Below are 15,174 nucleotides of genomic sequence, written 5' to 3' on the forward strand. Positions count from 1 at the left end.
CGAAGGGGCAAGGCGGCGGAGCGCCGGGCCGAAGCCCGGCATACGCACAGGCCGGGCTTCAGCCCGGCATACCCTGCATCGTCAATAGAGCCCGCCCGAGGACAATGTCCCGAAGCTCGCCTTCGGCCCGACAACCGCCTTCTTGCCCGACGAGGTCGTGACCTGCCGCGCGCCGCTGCCGCCGGCCTCGTCGAACAGCGGCAGGTCGGACCCCATGGCGAACCCGCCGTCGAAGCTGACGCCGAAGATCGGCTCCTCCCCGTCGCGGAAGTATTCGGCCACCACGTTTTCCCCGGTCGCCCCGTCGGGCAGGCGGGCGCCGGTGTAGCGGTCGATGTTGATGAAATGGCCGCCCGGCGGGATCTTGAACTTGCCGCCGCCGTATTCCTTGATCGCCTCGCTCATGAAGCGCTGGAACACCGGCCCGCAGAAGCCGCCACCCGACGCGCCCCGGCCAAGCGGCTGCGGGTCGTCGTAGCCGATGTAGCAGCCCGCCACCACGTTCGAGGTGAAGCCGATGAACCACACATCCTTGGCGTCGTTCGTCGTCCCCGTCTTGCCCGCCGTCGGCACCGGCAGGTTGACCGAATGCGAGGCCGTGCCGCGCTGCACCACGCCCTGCAGCATGGAGGTCAGCTGGTAGGCGGTGATCGCATCCATCACCCGCGCCCGGTCCGACACGATGCGCGGAGAGCGCGAGCGCGGGATCGACGGGTCGGTGCAGTCGGTGCAGGTGCGCTGGTCGTGGCGGTAGATCGTCTTGCCGTAGCGGTCCTGCACCCGGTCCACCAGCGTCGGCTCCACCCGCTCGCCGCCGTTGGCGAACATCGCGTAGGCCGACACCATCTTGTAAAGCGTCGTCTCCTCGGACCCGAGCGCGTTGGCGAGGTACTGGCCCATGTTGTCATAGACCCCGAAGCGCTCCGCATAGCCCGCCACGACATCCATCCCGACCTCCTGCGCAAGCCGGATGGTCATGACGTTGCGCGACCGCTCGATCCCGGTGCGCAGGGGGGTGGGGCCGTAGAACTGGTGGCTGGCGTTCATCGGACGCCACATGCCCTGCGGGGTGTTGATCTCGATCGGGGCGTCGATGACGATGGTCGCGGGGGTGTAGCCACTGTCCAGCGCCGCCGCATAGACAAACGGCTTGAACGAGGACCCCGGCTGCCGCCGCGCCTGCGTCGCGCGGTTGAAGACGGAGTTCTGATAGCTGAACCCGCCCTGCATCGCGATCACGCGGCCGGTGTTGACGTCCATCGCCATGAAGCCGCCCTGCACGTCGGGTACCTGGCGCAGGGTCCACCGGATGAACTGGTCGCCCTCGGTCATGCGGCGGACATGCACCACGTCGCCGACTTTGAAATTGTCGTGGAAATCGCCGCGCAGCCAGCCGATGTCCTTGCGGGGCACGACAAAGGGCTCGGCCTCCGTCTCCTCGACCCCCTCGATGCCAAGCCGGATCTCCTGGTCGCCGATCTCCAGCACCACCGCCGGATGCCAGGGCGCGTCCAGCGTCACGTCGCGGGCGACGCGGACGTCGGCAAGCGCGGCGCGCCAGCTTTCCTCCGTCTTCAGCTTTGCCGGATCGATGGTCTTGCCGGTGCCGCGCCAGCGGCCCAGTCCGCGGTCATAGACCTCAAGCTGTTCCTGCAGGGCATGGGCCGCGCGGACCTGCATGTCCGGGTCGATGGTGGCGCGCACGGTGAACCCGCCCGAGAAGAATTCGTCGTCGCCGAAATCCCGGCTCAGCTGGCGACGGATCTCGTCGGTGAAATAGTCGCGCGGGGGGCGTTCGTCGCGGTAGCTCTCGAAATCGCCGTTCTGCACGGAGCGGAGCGGCTGCTGCACCTCCTGCTGATAGACCGCGCGGGTGATGTATCCGTTCTCCATCATCTCGCGCAGGACATAGTCGCGGCGCTGCGTGACCCGTTCCTTCGCGGTGACGGGGTGATAGCGGCCCGGCGCCTGAGGCATGGCCGCCAGCATCGCGGCCTCGTGCGGGGCCAGTTCGGACAGGGACTTGTTGAAATAGGTCTGGGCGGCGGCGGCTACGCCGTAGGAGTTCTGGCCGAGGAAAATCTCGTTCAGGTACAGCTCCAGGATCTTCTCCTTCGGCATCGATTCCTCGAGCCGCGCGGCAAGGATGATCTCCTTGATCTTGCGCTCGATCTGCCGGTCGCCGGACAGCAGGAAGTTCTTCATCACCTGCTGCGTGATGGTCGAGGCCCCGCGCACGGTCTTGCCCCGCGTCTGCACCGCCTCCACGATGGCGGCGGCGATGCCGCGGGTGTCATAGCCCTTGTGGGTATAGAAATTCTTGTCCTCCGCCGAGATGAAGGCCTCCTTGATGAGGTCCGGAATCTCGTCCGCCGGCGCGAACAGCCGCCGTTCCACCGCGAATTCGTCGATGATCCGCCCTTCGGAGGAATAGATCCGGCTGATCGTCTTGGGCTGGTAGGACGCGAGGCTCTCGTGACTCGGCAGGTCGCGGCCATAGACCCAGAAGACCGCGCCGATGGACAGCGCGACGACCATGGCCGACAGCGTCACGAAGCTGAAGATCGTGCCGAAGAAGGAAAGAATGAATCTGAGCATCGGGCCCCCTGCTGATGCCCGTCATATACGCCCGCCCGCCCGCGTGGTCAAAACACATCGGCGCCATGGCGCGGGCGCCCCTTTCAACTTGCCGCAAATATCCCGGGAGGTCCGGAGGGCAGCGCCCTCCGGTCCCGCAGTCGCCTACTGGCGGATCAGCGGGCGCAGCGCGGCATCCGCCCTGGTCCAGGCCAGCACGGCATCGCGGATCGCCTCCGCGACCTTGCCCGGAAAGGCGGGGTCGGCCAGGTTGCCGCGGTCGCGGTCCGAGGACAGGTATCCGACCTCGATCAGCACCGACGGAATGTCCGCCGCCTTGAGGACCGAGAAATTCGCCATGCGCTGCGGGCGGGAATTCAGCGGCACGCCCGACTCGCCGATCGCGGTCTGCAGCGCGTCGGAAAAGGCGCGGGTGCGCGGGGTCGTCTCCTGCCGGGCGAGGTCCAGAAGGACCCCGGCCACCACGTCATCCTTGCCGGTCAGGTCGACGCCCGAGAGCAGGTCGTCGCGGTCGTGACGCTCCGACAGCTTTTCCGAGGCCTCGTCGGAGGCGGTTTCGGACAGGGTGTAGATCGTCGCGCCATGAGCATTGCCGAAGGGCAGGATGTCGGCGTGCAGTGAGATGAACAGGTCCGCCCCGACCTCATGCGCGATGGAGACGCGCCGTTCCAGCGGCACGAAACTGTCGTCGTCGCGTGTCAGCACGACGCGGGTGTCACCCTCGCGCACCAGGGCCTCGCGCACGGCGCGGGCCAGCGCCAGCATGAGGGTCTTCTCCGTCATCCGGTCGTGGATCGCGCCGGGATCGATGCCGCCGTGGCCGGGGTCGATCACCACGGTCAGCGGCCGCTTTCCGCCAGGCTTGCGGGGCGGCAGGGCGGGTTTCGGCAGGTCCCAGGCGGGATCGGCGGGCGCGCCCGCGGCGGCGGCAAAGCCGACGGGATCGGGCGCGCCGAGCCGGGCGGTGACCGTGGCGCGGCCGGTGTCCGGGGCGATCCGCATCTGGGCGCGCCGGACCGGCATCGGGTCCGTCAGTGTCAGTACCAGCCGCGACCAGCCCGGACGGTAGCTGCCGAACCGCAGGTCGCTCACCCGGTCCGTGCCGATCAGCGCCGCGCCGTCCAGACCGGCCCAGTCGATTTCGCGGAAGTCGAAGACAAGGCGGGGCGGATCGGACAGGGTGAAGACCCGCCAGGGCACGCCCTGCGACAGGGACAGGCGCAGGGCGATGCCGTCGCCCTCTGCCTTCACCGCGCTGTCTGCGGCGTCGATCCGGGCAAGGCCGGTCAGCTCCTGCGCATGCGCGCGCGGCGCGCCCGTAAGCGAAGCCAGCGGGATCAGCGCCAGAAGCGCCGCGATTATCAGGTGTGCCGGTCTGCTCATCCCTGCCCCGGTCGTGGTTGGCGCCACTCTATGCGAGGCGGCGGGCATTGCAAATGCTCCCTGCCAGTCGACCGGTGAAGGATCGCCCGTGCAATCTGGTCCGCGCCGCCTGAGCCGGGTCTGACGGGCTGCCGGGAACGATCTCCTTCCATCTGCCCCGGCGCGTCTTTGGGAAATTGTTCGTGTCAGGTCAGTCCGAACCCAAAGGGAAGGGCCGCGCCCGACCCTGCGTGGGCGCATCGGAGCCTTTGGCCGACGTGTTCCCTCAGAAGCATGAAGGTCGTGCGGCATTTTCATGACCTCTCCACTGCGCCCTCCCGGGGGGAGGGTCGGGAACGGCGCGGGCTTGCAGCCCGCGCCATGGCTGGTGGTTTGCGTTAAGCGGAACGATGTCCCGAACACACCGACGGACTCGGCGTTTCTCGGCAGCCTGCTATAGCCCCGCCTCGAACCGGATCGGGGTTCCGTGCGGGGTGGCGCGGGCCGCGCGCTGCCATGTCTCGGCCAGATCGCGGATCAGCGCGGCCTCAGCCAGCCCCTTCGCGCGCAAAAGGTCCTCCAGCGCGGCGAGCCAGCTGAGGTAATAGTGCTCCGCATGGTCCCCGGGCGTGGCGCTGTCGGGCACGGGGGTTGCGGTGCCGATGCGCGCGCCCAGATGCTCTGCCCATTCGGTCCAGGCGAAATGCCCCGCCTCGCTCAGCGCCACGGTCAGGGCAAAGGCGCGGGCTTGCCAGGGGGCGAAGAAATGCGGCGTGGCATCCCGCGGGCCGGGAATGGCGGCGGCGGTCTCAGACGGCATCGAGATAGGGCTCCCAGAGGTCGACGGAGACGGTGTCGCCCTCCCCCGCCTGCTCTCCGAACAGGTCGCGCGCGGCGAAAGTGACGTTGTAGAGCCAGTGCGCGGTGTCGCGGTCCCCGGTCGCGCTGGTATCGGGAAAGACGTGATAGCCGTGCACGGCCGAAATCCAGCCGGTGCGCCCCCGGCAGTAGGACGGCATGCGGATATGGCCCGCGGGCTGCAGGTTGCGGGTCCGCACCATGGTGCCAAGCGCGTGGACGGGGCGAGAGTCACCGGGATCGCGGTCATAGGGCGTGCCCTTCGCCAGCACCTCCGGCACACGGTCGGCGGTCAGCGGCGCGATCCCGGCGGGCAACGGGGCAGAGACCTGACCGGAGGCCCGCTCTCCCGCGCTCACGAGCCCGCGTTCCTCCAGCAGCCGTTCCAGCCCCTTGATCCAGATCTCGAAATAGGTGGAGCCGTAATAATCCGCCGGTGTCCGGTTCTCCCGCGCAAAGCGGGATTCGTCGATGGTCCACTGCCCCAGCCCTCCGGCGGCGGTGACCAGCGCCAGGGCCCGGCGTTCCCAGGGTGCGTGAAAGACCGGGCCGTCGATGTCCGGCGCCACGGGTCCGAAGCCGTGCCGCCCGCCGACGTCCTGCGGCCCGTTCATGCCGGCACCCCGGCCAGCGCCGTGCCGATCATGGAGTCGCGGCTGACCAGCGGCTCCAGCTGCTCCGCCGTCCAGCCGTCGGTGCCCTCCGGGCGCTGCGGGATGACGATGTAGCGCATCTCGGCGGTGCTGTCCCAGACCCGCACGGCGGTGTCCTCCGGCAGGGTCAGACCGAATTCCGCAAGCACCGCCCGGGGTTCGCTGACCGCGCGGGCGCGGTAGGGCATCGACTTGTACCAGACCGGCGGCAGGCCCAGCACCGACCACGGGTAGCAGGAGCAGAGCGTGCAGACGACGAGGTTGTGCAGCCCCGGCTTGTTGAACACGGCGGTCAGGTGTTCGCCCTGCCGCCCGCCGAAGCCCATGGCGTGAATGGCGGTGGTGGCGTCGTGGGTCAGCGCCTCGGCAAAGGCGGGATCGGTCCAGGCGCGGGCGACCACCCGCGCGCCATTGCGCGGCCCGACCCTGGTTTCGTAGGTATCGAGAATGGCGTCCAGCGCAGCCGGATCGACCAGCCCCTTGTCCGTCATCAGCTTTTCCAGCGCCATGACGCGGGCGGTCATGTCGTCGAGTTGGCTGTGATCCTCGTGGTCGTGGTGATCGTGGGGCATGGCGTTCTCCTGCCTGCGGATAGGAGCACAGGCCGATGCGGGAGGCAACGGGCGGGGGCGCGCGGGCAAAGGCGGGGAACTGGCGATCCCTTGAGGACTCGAACCCCAAACCTGCTGATTAGAAGTCAGCTGCTCTATCCAGTTGAGCTAAGGGACCGCTGAGAGGGGTTTTCCGGCATCCCCGGCGGAAAGGCAAGCGTTCCGGGGATCGCAGGGCGGGACCGGGCGGCAGGGGGCCTTGCCCCCGCGCGTGCCGCGCTCCCCCAGGATACTTGGGGCAAGATGAAAGGGCGGGGCTAGTGGGTCCAGACCTGCTTGCGGTTGGTGGCGAAGTTGTCGCCGTAGCCGCCGGGGCGGACGTTGGGCTTGCGCAGGTGCGGTTCGATCACCACGGCGTCGATGCCGTTGTCCTTGGCGTAGTCCAGCGCGGCCTCTTTCGTGGCGAAACGGAGACGGACCTGGGCCTGGGTGTCCTCGTTGCTGGTCCAGCCCATGAGCGGGTCGACCTCGCGCGCGGTATCGGAGACGAATTCCAGCACCCAGTCGCGGGTCTTGGCCGTTCCGGACTGCATGGCGTTGCGGGCGGGGCGGTAGATGCGGGCGGTCATGGGCGTCTCCTTGCTCGGCCCGTTTATCCGGGATCCGGCGGGTCCGGGCAAGAGGGAAGCGACGGGAGCGTTGATGGGGTGCTTGAGGGGCGCGTGAGGGGCTCCTGCCAGTCTCCTGACACACCCTGTCAGGAGGCGGGGTTGAAAGGCCGGGCCGGGGGGCCAAAATCATGGGCAACCGGAGAATCGCCCACATGACAACATCCATGCCCGTCCTGCAGGACCAGATCCAGCCGCGCCCGAAGCTCGAGGGCGGCAAGCGTCTGGTGATGAAGACCGACTTCTCGCCCGCCGGGGACCAGCCGACCGCGATTGCCGAACTGTCGCGTGGGGTGCTGGACGGGGAACGCGACCAGGTGCTTCTGGGCGCCACCGGCACCGGCAAGACCTACACCATGGCGAAGATCATCGAGGAGACGCAGCGGCCGGCGATCATCCTTGCGCCCAACAAGACGCTGGCCGCGCAATTGTACGGTGAGTTCAAGGGCTTCTTCCCGGACAACGCGGTCGAATACTTCGTGTCCTTCTACGACTATTACCAGCCGGAGGCCTATGTCCCGCGCTCGGACACCTATATCGAGAAGGAATCCCAGATCAACGACCAGATCGACCGGATGCGCCACTCCGCCACCCGGGCGCTGCTTGAACGGGACGACGTGGTCATCGTCGCCTCGGTCTCGTGCATCTACGGCATCGGTTCGGTCGAGACCTACGGGGCGATGACCCAGGACCTGAAGGTCGGTGGCAGTTATGACCAACGGCAGGTCATGGCCGACCTCGTGGCGCAGCAGTACAAGCGCAACGATCAGGCGTTCCAGCGCGGGGCGTTCCGGGTGCGCGGCGACAGCCTCGAGATCTGGCCGGCGCACCTTGAGGACCGGGCCTGGAAATGTTCGTTCTTCGGGGAGGAGCTGGAGTCGATCACCGAATTCGATCCTCTGACCGGCCAGAAGACCGGCAGTTTCGAACAGATCCGCGTCTACGCGAATTCCCATTACGTGACGCCCAAGCCGACGATGCAGCAGGCGATCGTGAACATCCGGAAAGAACTGCGCGTGCGGCTCGACCAGCTCGTCTCCGAAGGCAAGCTGCTTGAGGCGCAGCGGCTGGAACAGCGCACCAACTTCGACCTTGAGATGCTGGAGGCCACCGGCGTCTGCAACGGGATCGAGAACTACTCGCGCTATCTCACGGGCCGCGCGCCGGGAGAGCCGCCGCCGACGCTGTTCGAATTCATCCCCGACAACGCCATTGTCTTCGCGGATGAATCCCACGTCTCCATCCCGCAGATCGGCGGCATGTACCGGGGCGACTACCGGCGCAAGTTCACGCTGGCCGAACACGGGTTCCGCCTGCCCTCCTGCATGGACAACCGCCCGCTGAAGTTCGAGGAATGGGACGCGATGCGCCCGCAATCGGTCTATGTCTCGGCCACCCCCGGGTCATGGGAAATGGAGCAGACCGGCGGCGTCTTCACCGAACAGGTGATCCGGCCCACGGGCCTGCTCGACCCGCAGGTGGAAATCCGGCCCGTGTCAATGCAGGTGGACGATCTTCTGGACGAGATCCGCAAGGTCTCCGCCAACGGGTTCCGCACGCTGGTGACGACGCTGACCAAGCGGATGGCGGAGGATCTGACGGAATATCTGCATGAACAGGGCATCAAGGTGCGCTACATGCATTCCGACATCGACACGCTGGAGCGCATTGAAATCCTGCGGGATCTGCGGCTTGGCGCGTTTGACGTGCTGATCGGGATCAACCTCCTGCGCGAGGGTCTGGATATCCCGGAATGCGGGCTGGTGGCGATCCTCGACGCGGACAAAGAGGGCTTCCTGCGGTCCGAGACCTCGCTCATCCAGACCATCGGCCGGGCGGCGCGGAACGCCGAGGGCCGGGTCATCATGTATGCGGACCGCATCACCGGCTCCATGGAGCGGGCGCTGGCCGAAACCGACCGGCGGCGGGAGAAGCAGGTCGCCTATAACGAGGAACACGGGATCACGCCGGCCACGGTGAAGAAGAACGTCGATGACATTCTCGCCGGGCTCTACAAGGGCGACACGGACATGTCGCGGGTCACGGCCAAGGTCGACAAGCCGATGCATGGCGGGAACCTGCAGGCGCATCTGGATGCGCTTCGGGCCGACATGCGCAAGGCGGCGGAAAACCTGGAGTTCGAGGAGGCCGCCCGTCTGCGCGACGAGGTCAAACGGCTGGAGGCGGTGGACCTTGCGGTCTCGGATGACCCGATGGCGCGGCAATATGCGGTCGAGGCGGCGTCGGAGGCGGCTGTCCGGGCCAAGGGGCGGTCAACGGCAGGGCGGCCGGGGCAGCACGGGGGGAATGTGAAGAGACGGGGGAGGGGGCGGTAGGTCAACTCGGCGAATTCGTTGTCAAACGCGGATTCAGATTGCAAAGCGCGCCGATACAATTCGCTTGCACAGAATCGCATCTCGCGCATTAACCTTTGTTAACACCCAATTTGCAACGAAGGCTAAAAATGAAAAATTCGCTTGTTACTGCCGCCATAGCACTCTGTATGGCAATGCCCGGCACCGTTATCGCGGCGGTGAATTTTTCCAAACACGTTCACACTTCAGAAGAACTCCAGCACGGTGGCGGATGCCGCAAGGACTCTCCGCAGGGACGGTGCTGCCACGCGGGGTCGCAACCTTATCACTGTCACTGACTAGGATTTCTGCCCGGAACAAGGCGCGCAGCGCCGCCGGGGTCGCCATTGGAGCGCCATTGGTCCGAGCGTCAATGGCGACGCCTGTCCGGACGGGGCTCCGCCCGTTCCGGGCTGAAACGGTCCACCGGACCGTTTCCAAGACGACCCTCACCCCCTCGGACAGGCGCTTCGTCACCACCAGCGCGACGATTGGACTGACGGCTGCCACGACACGATAAACCGCAGACCGCAATTGTCGCTGCTCCTACCCGGCGGACAGGCGCTGACCCTCTGTATTGCAAGCGCCTGTCTGTACGGGGCTCCGCCCGTTCGGGAGCCGCTTCCTGGACCCCCCTCCTCTCGCGCCTCGTCATCCTCGGGCTTGACCCGAGGATCTTCTGGCAACACGTTCGCACGCGACCGGAGATCCTCGGGTCAAGCCCGAGGATGACGCCCTGCGGCGAGGGCTCTTTGGCGTGGCCCGCGTGCGACGAGCCGGCAACGGGACTCTCTTGCGACAGGACCCCTCCAGCGCATCGCCCCCCTACACGTTACCGCCCGTAGGGTGCGCTTCCAGCCCACCACTCCCCCACCCCCACTCCACCCCGAAACCCGCCGACGCCCCTCCGCCCACACCCAGTTGATTTGCCCCCTCTCCGCGCCCGCGTTATCCCGGCGGCAGACCCAACCGGAGCCCATGTTGCGCCTTCTCCTCGCCCTCCTCCTCTGCCTGCCGCTGCCCGTCTTCGCCAAGAGCGACGGGCTCACCGCCTGCACCACCTCCGTCAACGGAGAGCCCATCACGCTGAACTACAATCCCGACGACGAGACGGTGAAGGACAACCAGTCCTTCCGGGAATGGCTGAGGGGAGAGCACAAGGGTCTCGACTGTCCCGCCTTCGTCACCCTGCGCTACCTGACGCCGGAGCTGGACGACACGCAGCGCGGGCCGTTCTGCCTGGCCTGGGACAAGGAGACCCGGACCTATTCCGGCTTTGCCGAGGGGGAGCGCGACCGTTACCTCGCCTGCGAAAAGCCGACCCGCAGCTTCTGCGAACGGGTCAGCGACACGGCGGATTCGGCGGCGCTGATCTCGGGGCTGCGCAAGCCGAAGGACGCGGAGGAGGAGGATTACCTCAAACATTCCTCCGGCGCGGTGATCCTGCGCGGCGGCGACACGATCGTTACCCGGTCGCTGTCGGATGCTCTTCGGGCCTCGCTGATAGCAGCGCTTGGTACGGCGGTCACGGCGGTCGGCGCTCCTGCTGCGGCGACGACGCTGGTGGCGGTCGGCGGGGCGGTCTACGTCTGCCGCGAGAAGTAGGGCGGCAAGGTCCGGTATTCCGGACTTCCGGCTGCTTCGTGACGCAGGGTAACGTCCTCACATTCTTCCCCGCTCCGCCCCTCTGGAGACGGGTCACGGGATATTTCGAGGATTTCAGAATGTTCAATACATTGACCGGGCTCGCCCTGACCCTGCTCACGTCGCTCATCATCATCCTGGCCGACTGGTCGATCAAGCTGGCGGCGGACGGGGACGCGACGCTCACCTCGCGACCGATGCTGGCGGGATACCTGCTGTACGGGCTGTCGGCGGTGCTGTGGTTCTTCACCATGCGCCATGTTCCGCTCGGGCAGGCGGCGGTGTGCTACTCCATGTTCTCGTTGATCGGGCTGTTCGTGACGGGGGTGGTGATATTCGGCGAAAGCGCGGACTGGCGGGATTACTCCGGGCTCGGACTGGCGCTCGGGGCGATGGTGCTCATGGTGCGCTGACAGGGCCGGCGTGCCGGCCGCGGCCCGGGGCGCGCGTTAACCAAGCCACCGGAAAATCGGGAAAATACTTCTTTCGGGGAGGTCACCCCGCGCCCTTCCTGCGGTATGCAGGGACCACCGGCGGCCCTGCCCGCCCGACTCTGAAAGCAAAGACAGACGGTGTGGGCCGGACGCCCCGCCGGGTCGCTCCTCCCTCCCCGTTACCCAAGAGGAGGACCCGATGCGCATTCTGATCACGGACACCACCTGGACCATGGCCGCCCTGGCCCATGATCTGCATGAGGCGGGGTTCCTCGTCACCCTGGCCGCCGACGGGGCGGAGCTTCTCGAATACCTGCGGACCGGCCAGCAGGATGCCGTGCTGATCGACCCGGACCTGCCGGACATGGCGGCGCGGGACCTGCTCCGCCAGGTGCGCGAGACCGATGCGCGCGTTCCGCTCTGCCTGGTGCAGGCGGGGGCGACCCCGCCGGACCGGCAGCAAGCGATGACAGAGGGCGCGGACGACGTGATCGACTGGCCCCGGCAGGCGGGCGGCGACCTGATGGCGCAGCTGAGGGCCTATGTCCGCCGCGCGCGCGGCTTCGCCCGGCCGGAGATCGGGCTTGGCGGGCTGACGCTGGACCTCGACCTGCGGCAGCTGCGGGCCGGAGGGACCCTGGTGCCCCTGACCCGGCTGGAATACGAGATCGTCGAAAGCCTCGCCCTGCGGCGGGGCGCGGTGATGACGCGGGAGGAGATCATGCTGCAGCTCTACGCCTGGCAGGATGAGCCGGACGCAAAGATCCTCGACGTCTACCTCTGCCGGATAAGGTCCAAGCTGGCGCTGGCGGGGGCGGCGGACAGCCTGATCGCGACAAGCTATTCGCATGGGTACCGGCTGGCTGCCTCCCCGGAGGGGCTGGCGCTGGCGGCCTGATGAGGGACGAGGTGTCTGTCGACTGGTGCGCGGCATGGGCCCCGCGTGTTGCAGCGGGCCGAATGTTCCCGCAGGGCAAGACATATGGTCTGTCTCTTTGACGACATCCGAACTCCGGTATTTTTCCCGATTATCTGCGTTGGTCGCAAGTGACCCGAAATGACCGGCGCCACCCTCCGACGACGCCCGCGGGTCTCTCTCCCCGCGGGCGTCAGCCTCTTGATCCTATTCCCGCATTGGCATCCCCGGACGGGCCGCTATCCTGCGCCGCATGACCAACCCGATCCGCCCGACCGATGACGACGCCCGCGCTCTCGCCCGCACCCTGCTGGACGAAGCCACCCATGCCGCGCTTGGCGTCATCGACCCCGGAACCGGCGCGCCCATGGTGTCGCGCATCGCGCTGGCCTGCGACGCGGAGGGGGTACCGGTGAGCCTGGTTTCCTCCCTCTCCGCGCATACCCGCGCGCTGGAAACCGGCCCGGCCTGTTCGCTACTGGTCGGGGAGCCGGGCGACCGGGGCGATCCGCTGACCCATCCCCGACTGACCGTGCAGGCCGTGGCGGGGCTGGTGGCGCGGGACGATCCGGGGCATGCGGCGTTGCGCGCGCATTACCTGACGCTCCGCCTGAAGGCGAAGCTCTACGTTGATTTCGGCGATTTCCGGTTTCTGCGGTTCACGGTCACGCGGGCCTTTCTGAACGGCGGGTTCGGCAAGGCCTTCGACCTCACGCCGCGCGATCTGGGCCTGCCGGGCTAGGCGCGCTCAGATCGGGTTGTCCATGCGCACCCGCATCAGCACCGTGCCCTTCACGTCGGCCCCCCATCTCAGGTCCACCTGATCCTTGTTCGGCCCCTGCTCTACCGTGACATAGGGCATGTCGAACCGCTTCACGTTGGACGCCGTGGTGATCGCATTTTTGGCAACCAGCGATTCCACGGTGCGGGCGCGGCCTCCGAAGGGCAGCTTGGGGGCGCAGTCGACGGTCCAGACGAGAGAGGGGCTGTTCTCCGAATGCTCCAGCACCAGGGGGTTGGAGGTGGTGACGGAGACCTGGTTGTAGCTGTTGTCGGCGAAGGTGATGTTCTTCATCCGGCCGTAGTCGAGATCGGCAAAGCTGGTGTCCACCGTCTCCACCCGGTCGGTGCTGCCATTGAGGATGCGGAACAGGTTGCCGGTCATCGCCATGCCGTTGATGAAATGCCCCGCGCCATGCGGACGCACCCGGAAGAAGGTGAACCAGGGCGCGACGTGGCTGGCGAGGAAGATGTTGTCCGAAATCGTCATGGCCGAAAAGCTGAGTTCGGATGCGAATTCCGGCGCGTGATCGTGTTCGTTGGCCCATTCGATATGGCAGTTGTCAACGTAGTTGCCGGTGAAGGTCATACGCGCAGAGGGCTCTGTGATCACAAGCCCGGCGGTGCGGATCGCATTGGATGTGTCGTCTCCCTGGAAGAAATGGTTGCCCATGAACATGGAGTTCGCCCCGCCGACGATCGCGAAATGGCGCAGGTGCATGGCGCGGTTGTCGCGGATCTTCAGGTCGTTGGCGTTGGAATTGAAACCGATCGACACGCGGTTCTGCCCCGGAATGGCGCTTTCGTCGGACAGGAACTGGCAGCGGTCGATCATCATCCCCTGGCAGCCGGTCCCGTGAGAGGAGATGCCGCGATCCCTGGGCCGGGTGATGAAGCAGTCGCGCATGTGGAACACGACCCCGGTCGGGGCCAGCAGGATACCGGAACATTCGCCCCAGCACTGGAATTCGATATCCGCCATCTCGAACTTGTCGAGCCGGGAGAAGCCGCTGAAATCAAGCAGATACTGGAACCGGCGAAAGGTGTAGGTCTGGGTCCCCGCCGCGTCGTAGAGCGGCTGGGACAGCGTGATCTCTCCGGCGCCGATGTTGCGATCGCGGACATAGACCTCGCGCCCGACACCGCTGGCGGTGATGTGCGAGCCGACGGCGATGTTGGCGACATTGGCGACATTGGTCAGCTTGAGCGGGTCGCCGGTCGAATAGGTCGCCTGGGAGGTCACGGTCACGGTGTCCCAGTTCGGGCCCGGAATACATTCCAGTTGGCCGTTGTGAACCAGCCGGCGGGTGGCATAGCTGCCCTTGTTCGGCACCGCCGCCTGCATGTCGATCGGCCCCGTCACACCGACGCGCCGCCCGCCGAGGTCAAGACTGGCGTGGTCCGCATTATTCAGAAGTGCCTGAAATGCCTTTCGGAAGGCGAGTTCCTCGTTGCCGAACGCCTCGATGTAGCTGGGCAGGTCGAAGTCCTTGGTGAGCGAGAGGATCCTGTCCACCGGCATGGTGACCGTGCCTTCGAACCGTACGCGGCTTTGCAGCGCAAGGCTGTCGGCGAGGTAGTAGACCCCCGCCGGAACCATCACCATCCGCCCGTTGGCCACCGCGTCGGCCGCCTGGAAGGCTGCGAGGTCGTTGGTCACCCCGTCGCCCTTCGCGCCATAGTCGCGCACGTCCACCCAGGCCATCATGTCGCGCAGGAAGACGCTGGTGATGTCCTCGATCACGATGTCGTCGATGCGCACGGTTCCGCCGTTCGGGCCCAGCAGATCAAGGCCGAAGTAGCCGTACTCGGGCTCCTGCCCCCAGACCATGTCGACGCCCGGACGATTGCCGGAACCGATGATCGCCATGACCTCGACCACCTCGCCATAGGCGGTGAGGCTGACCTGCGGCGCGGCCTCGACCAGACCGCCGACATGGGCGTCGTTGTTCCGGCCGGCCCATCCTGCGATGCGGACGGAAGGCAGCGCACCGCTCACCGCCTTGATGCGCGCGCGAACCCTCAGGTAGCAGCCCGGCAGGATCGGCGTACGGCCCATGTAGCGCAGTTTCTGTGTTGACGAGGATTTCAGAACCTCCAGACATCCACCGAAATCCTGATCCCCGGGAACGAAGGCTGCGTCCCCCGTATTGTCATAGGTATCCGATCCGGCGGTGCCGTCGCCGCTGGACCAGACATCCAGCCCCTCTTCGAAAGCCGTCGGCATGAACTGGATGCCTGCGGTGATCGCCTTGTTCATTTCGTTCCCCTTTTCCCTGGCTCACACGGGTTCAGGCAAAGGGGTACTAAGAAATGGTTAACCAGACCTTCGGGCACCGTGACGGTGCCCTGCGCG

12 protein-coding genes and 1 tRNA gene are annotated in these 15,174 nt (G+C 66.7%); 5 read left to right on the forward strand and 8 right to left on the reverse strand.

Going from position 1 to position 15,174, the window contains the following annotated elements:
* Positions 1-81 precede the first annotated feature (81 nt).
* The 7 genes from IEV87_RS12010 to IEV87_RS12040 form a co-directional block, all read right to left on the reverse strand.
* Positions 82-2,598 (reverse strand): penicillin-binding protein 1A, encoded by a 2,517-nt coding sequence (locus tag IEV87_RS12010; protein WP_188477910.1) that lies wholly within the window; start codon positions 2,596-2,598, stop codon positions 82-84.
* Positions 2,599-2,742: 144 nt separating this feature from the next.
* A complete protein-coding gene (locus IEV87_RS12015) occupies positions 2,743-3,981 on the reverse strand; it encodes an N-acetylmuramoyl-L-alanine amidase (protein WP_188477911.1) in 1,239 nt (412 codons plus the stop codon).
* Positions 3,982-4,414: 433 nt separating this feature from the next.
* Positions 4,415-4,780: a nitrile hydratase accessory protein gene (locus IEV87_RS12020; RefSeq protein WP_188477912.1), complete on the reverse strand. Its 366-nt coding sequence runs from the start codon at positions 4,778-4,780 to the stop codon at positions 4,415-4,417.
* On the reverse strand, positions 4,770-5,432 hold the full coding sequence (gene nthB, locus IEV87_RS12025; protein WP_188477913.1) for a nitrile hydratase subunit beta: 663 nt from the start codon (positions 5,430-5,432) through the stop codon (positions 4,770-4,772). Before nthB ends, IEV87_RS12020 begins: the two co-directional genes overlap by 11 nt.
* Positions 5,429-6,043, reverse strand: coding sequence for a nitrile hydratase subunit alpha (nthA, locus tag IEV87_RS12030; RefSeq protein ID WP_188477914.1), 615 nt, complete (start codon positions 6,041-6,043; stop codon positions 5,429-5,431). The genes nthB and nthA overlap by 4 nt, the downstream gene beginning before the upstream one ends.
* Before the next feature lie 80 nt (positions 6,044-6,123).
* Positions 6,124-6,200, reverse strand: a tRNA-Arg gene (locus IEV87_RS12035).
* Positions 6,201-6,339: 139 nt separating this feature from the next.
* On the reverse strand, positions 6,340-6,651 hold the full coding sequence (locus IEV87_RS12040; protein WP_188477915.1) for an ETC complex I subunit: 312 nt from the start codon (positions 6,649-6,651) through the stop codon (positions 6,340-6,342).
* A gap of 194 nt (positions 6,652-6,845) precedes the next feature.
* On the opposite strand from IEV87_RS12040, the gene uvrB reads away from it, so the two are divergent.
* The 5 genes from uvrB (at position 6,846) to IEV87_RS12065 (ending at position 12,780) form a co-directional block, all read left to right on the forward strand.
* A complete protein-coding gene (gene uvrB, locus IEV87_RS12045) occupies positions 6,846-9,026 on the forward strand; it encodes an excinuclease ABC subunit UvrB (protein ID WP_269902644.1) in 2,181 nt (726 codons plus the stop codon).
* A gap of 996 nt (positions 9,027-10,022) precedes the next feature.
* Positions 10,023-10,649, forward strand: a complete 627-nt coding sequence (locus tag IEV87_RS12050) for a hypothetical protein (RefSeq protein WP_188477916.1) — start codon at positions 10,023-10,025, stop codon at positions 10,647-10,649.
* A gap of 119 nt (positions 10,650-10,768) precedes the next feature.
* Positions 10,769-11,101 (forward strand): hypothetical protein, encoded by a 333-nt coding sequence (locus tag IEV87_RS12055; protein WP_188477917.1) that lies wholly within the window; start codon positions 10,769-10,771, stop codon positions 11,099-11,101.
* A 220-nt stretch (positions 11,102-11,321) separates the two neighbouring features.
* On the forward strand, positions 11,322-12,020 hold the full coding sequence (locus tag IEV87_RS12060) for a response regulator transcription factor (protein WP_188477918.1): 699 nt from the start codon (positions 11,322-11,324) through the stop codon (positions 12,018-12,020).
* Positions 12,021-12,291: 271 nt separating this feature from the next.
* Positions 12,292-12,780, forward strand: a complete 489-nt coding sequence (locus tag IEV87_RS12065; RefSeq protein ID WP_188477919.1) for a HugZ family pyridoxamine 5'-phosphate oxidase — start codon at positions 12,292-12,294, stop codon at positions 12,778-12,780.
* Positions 12,781-12,786: 6 nt separating this feature from the next.
* Here the strand turns inward: IEV87_RS12065 and IEV87_RS12070 are convergent, their stop codons facing one another.
* Complete coding sequence (locus tag IEV87_RS12070) at positions 12,787-15,078, reverse strand: glycosyl hydrolase family 28-related protein (protein WP_188477920.1); 2,292 nt, start codon at positions 15,076-15,078, stop codon at positions 12,787-12,789.
* Positions 15,079-15,174: the final 96 nt, after the last annotated feature.

Source organism: Primorskyibacter flagellatus (genome assembly GCF_014638275.1).
In the GTDB taxonomy this organism is placed as follows: Bacteria; Pseudomonadota; Alphaproteobacteria; order Rhodobacterales; family Rhodobacteraceae; genus Pseudooceanicola; species Pseudooceanicola flagellatus_A.

Excerpts from the sequence above, each read along its gene's own strand:
- IEV87_RS12070 (WP_188477920.1), bottom strand. The coding sequence starts at position 15,078 with ATGAACAAGGCGATCACCGCAGGCATCCAGTTCATGCCGACGGCTTTC.
- IEV87_RS12055 (WP_188477917.1), top strand. The coding sequence starts at position 10,769 with ATGTTCAATACATTGACCGGGCTCGCCCTGACCCTGCTCACGTCGCTC.
- IEV87_RS12060 (WP_188477918.1), top strand. The coding sequence starts at position 11,322 with ATGCGCATTCTGATCACGGACACCACCTGGACCATGGCCGCCCTGGCC.
- IEV87_RS12015 (WP_188477911.1), bottom strand. The coding sequence starts at position 3,981 with ATGAGCAGACCGGCACACCTGATAATCGCGGCGCTTCTGGCGCTGATC.
- IEV87_RS12020 (WP_188477912.1), bottom strand. The coding sequence starts at position 4,780 with ATGCCGTCTGAGACCGCCGCCGCCATTCCCGGCCCGCGGGATGCCACG.
- nthB (WP_188477913.1), bottom strand. The coding sequence starts at position 5,432 with ATGAACGGGCCGCAGGACGTCGGCGGGCGGCACGGCTTCGGACCCGTG.
- uvrB (WP_269902644.1), top strand. The coding sequence starts at position 6,846 with ATGACAACATCCATGCCCGTCCTGCAGGACCAGATCCAGCCGCGCCCG.
- nthA (WP_188477914.1), bottom strand. The coding sequence starts at position 6,043 with ATGCCCCACGATCACCACGACCACGAGGATCACAGCCAACTCGACGAC.
- IEV87_RS12010 (WP_188477910.1), bottom strand. The coding sequence starts at position 2,598 with ATGCTCAGATTCATTCTTTCCTTCTTCGGCACGATCTTCAGCTTCGTG.
- IEV87_RS12050 (WP_188477916.1), top strand. The coding sequence starts at position 10,023 with ATGTTGCGCCTTCTCCTCGCCCTCCTCCTCTGCCTGCCGCTGCCCGTC.
- IEV87_RS12065 (WP_188477919.1), top strand. The coding sequence starts at position 12,292 with ATGACCAACCCGATCCGCCCGACCGATGACGACGCCCGCGCTCTCGCC.
- IEV87_RS12040 (WP_188477915.1), bottom strand. The coding sequence starts at position 6,651 with ATGACCGCCCGCATCTACCGCCCCGCCCGCAACGCCATGCAGTCCGGA.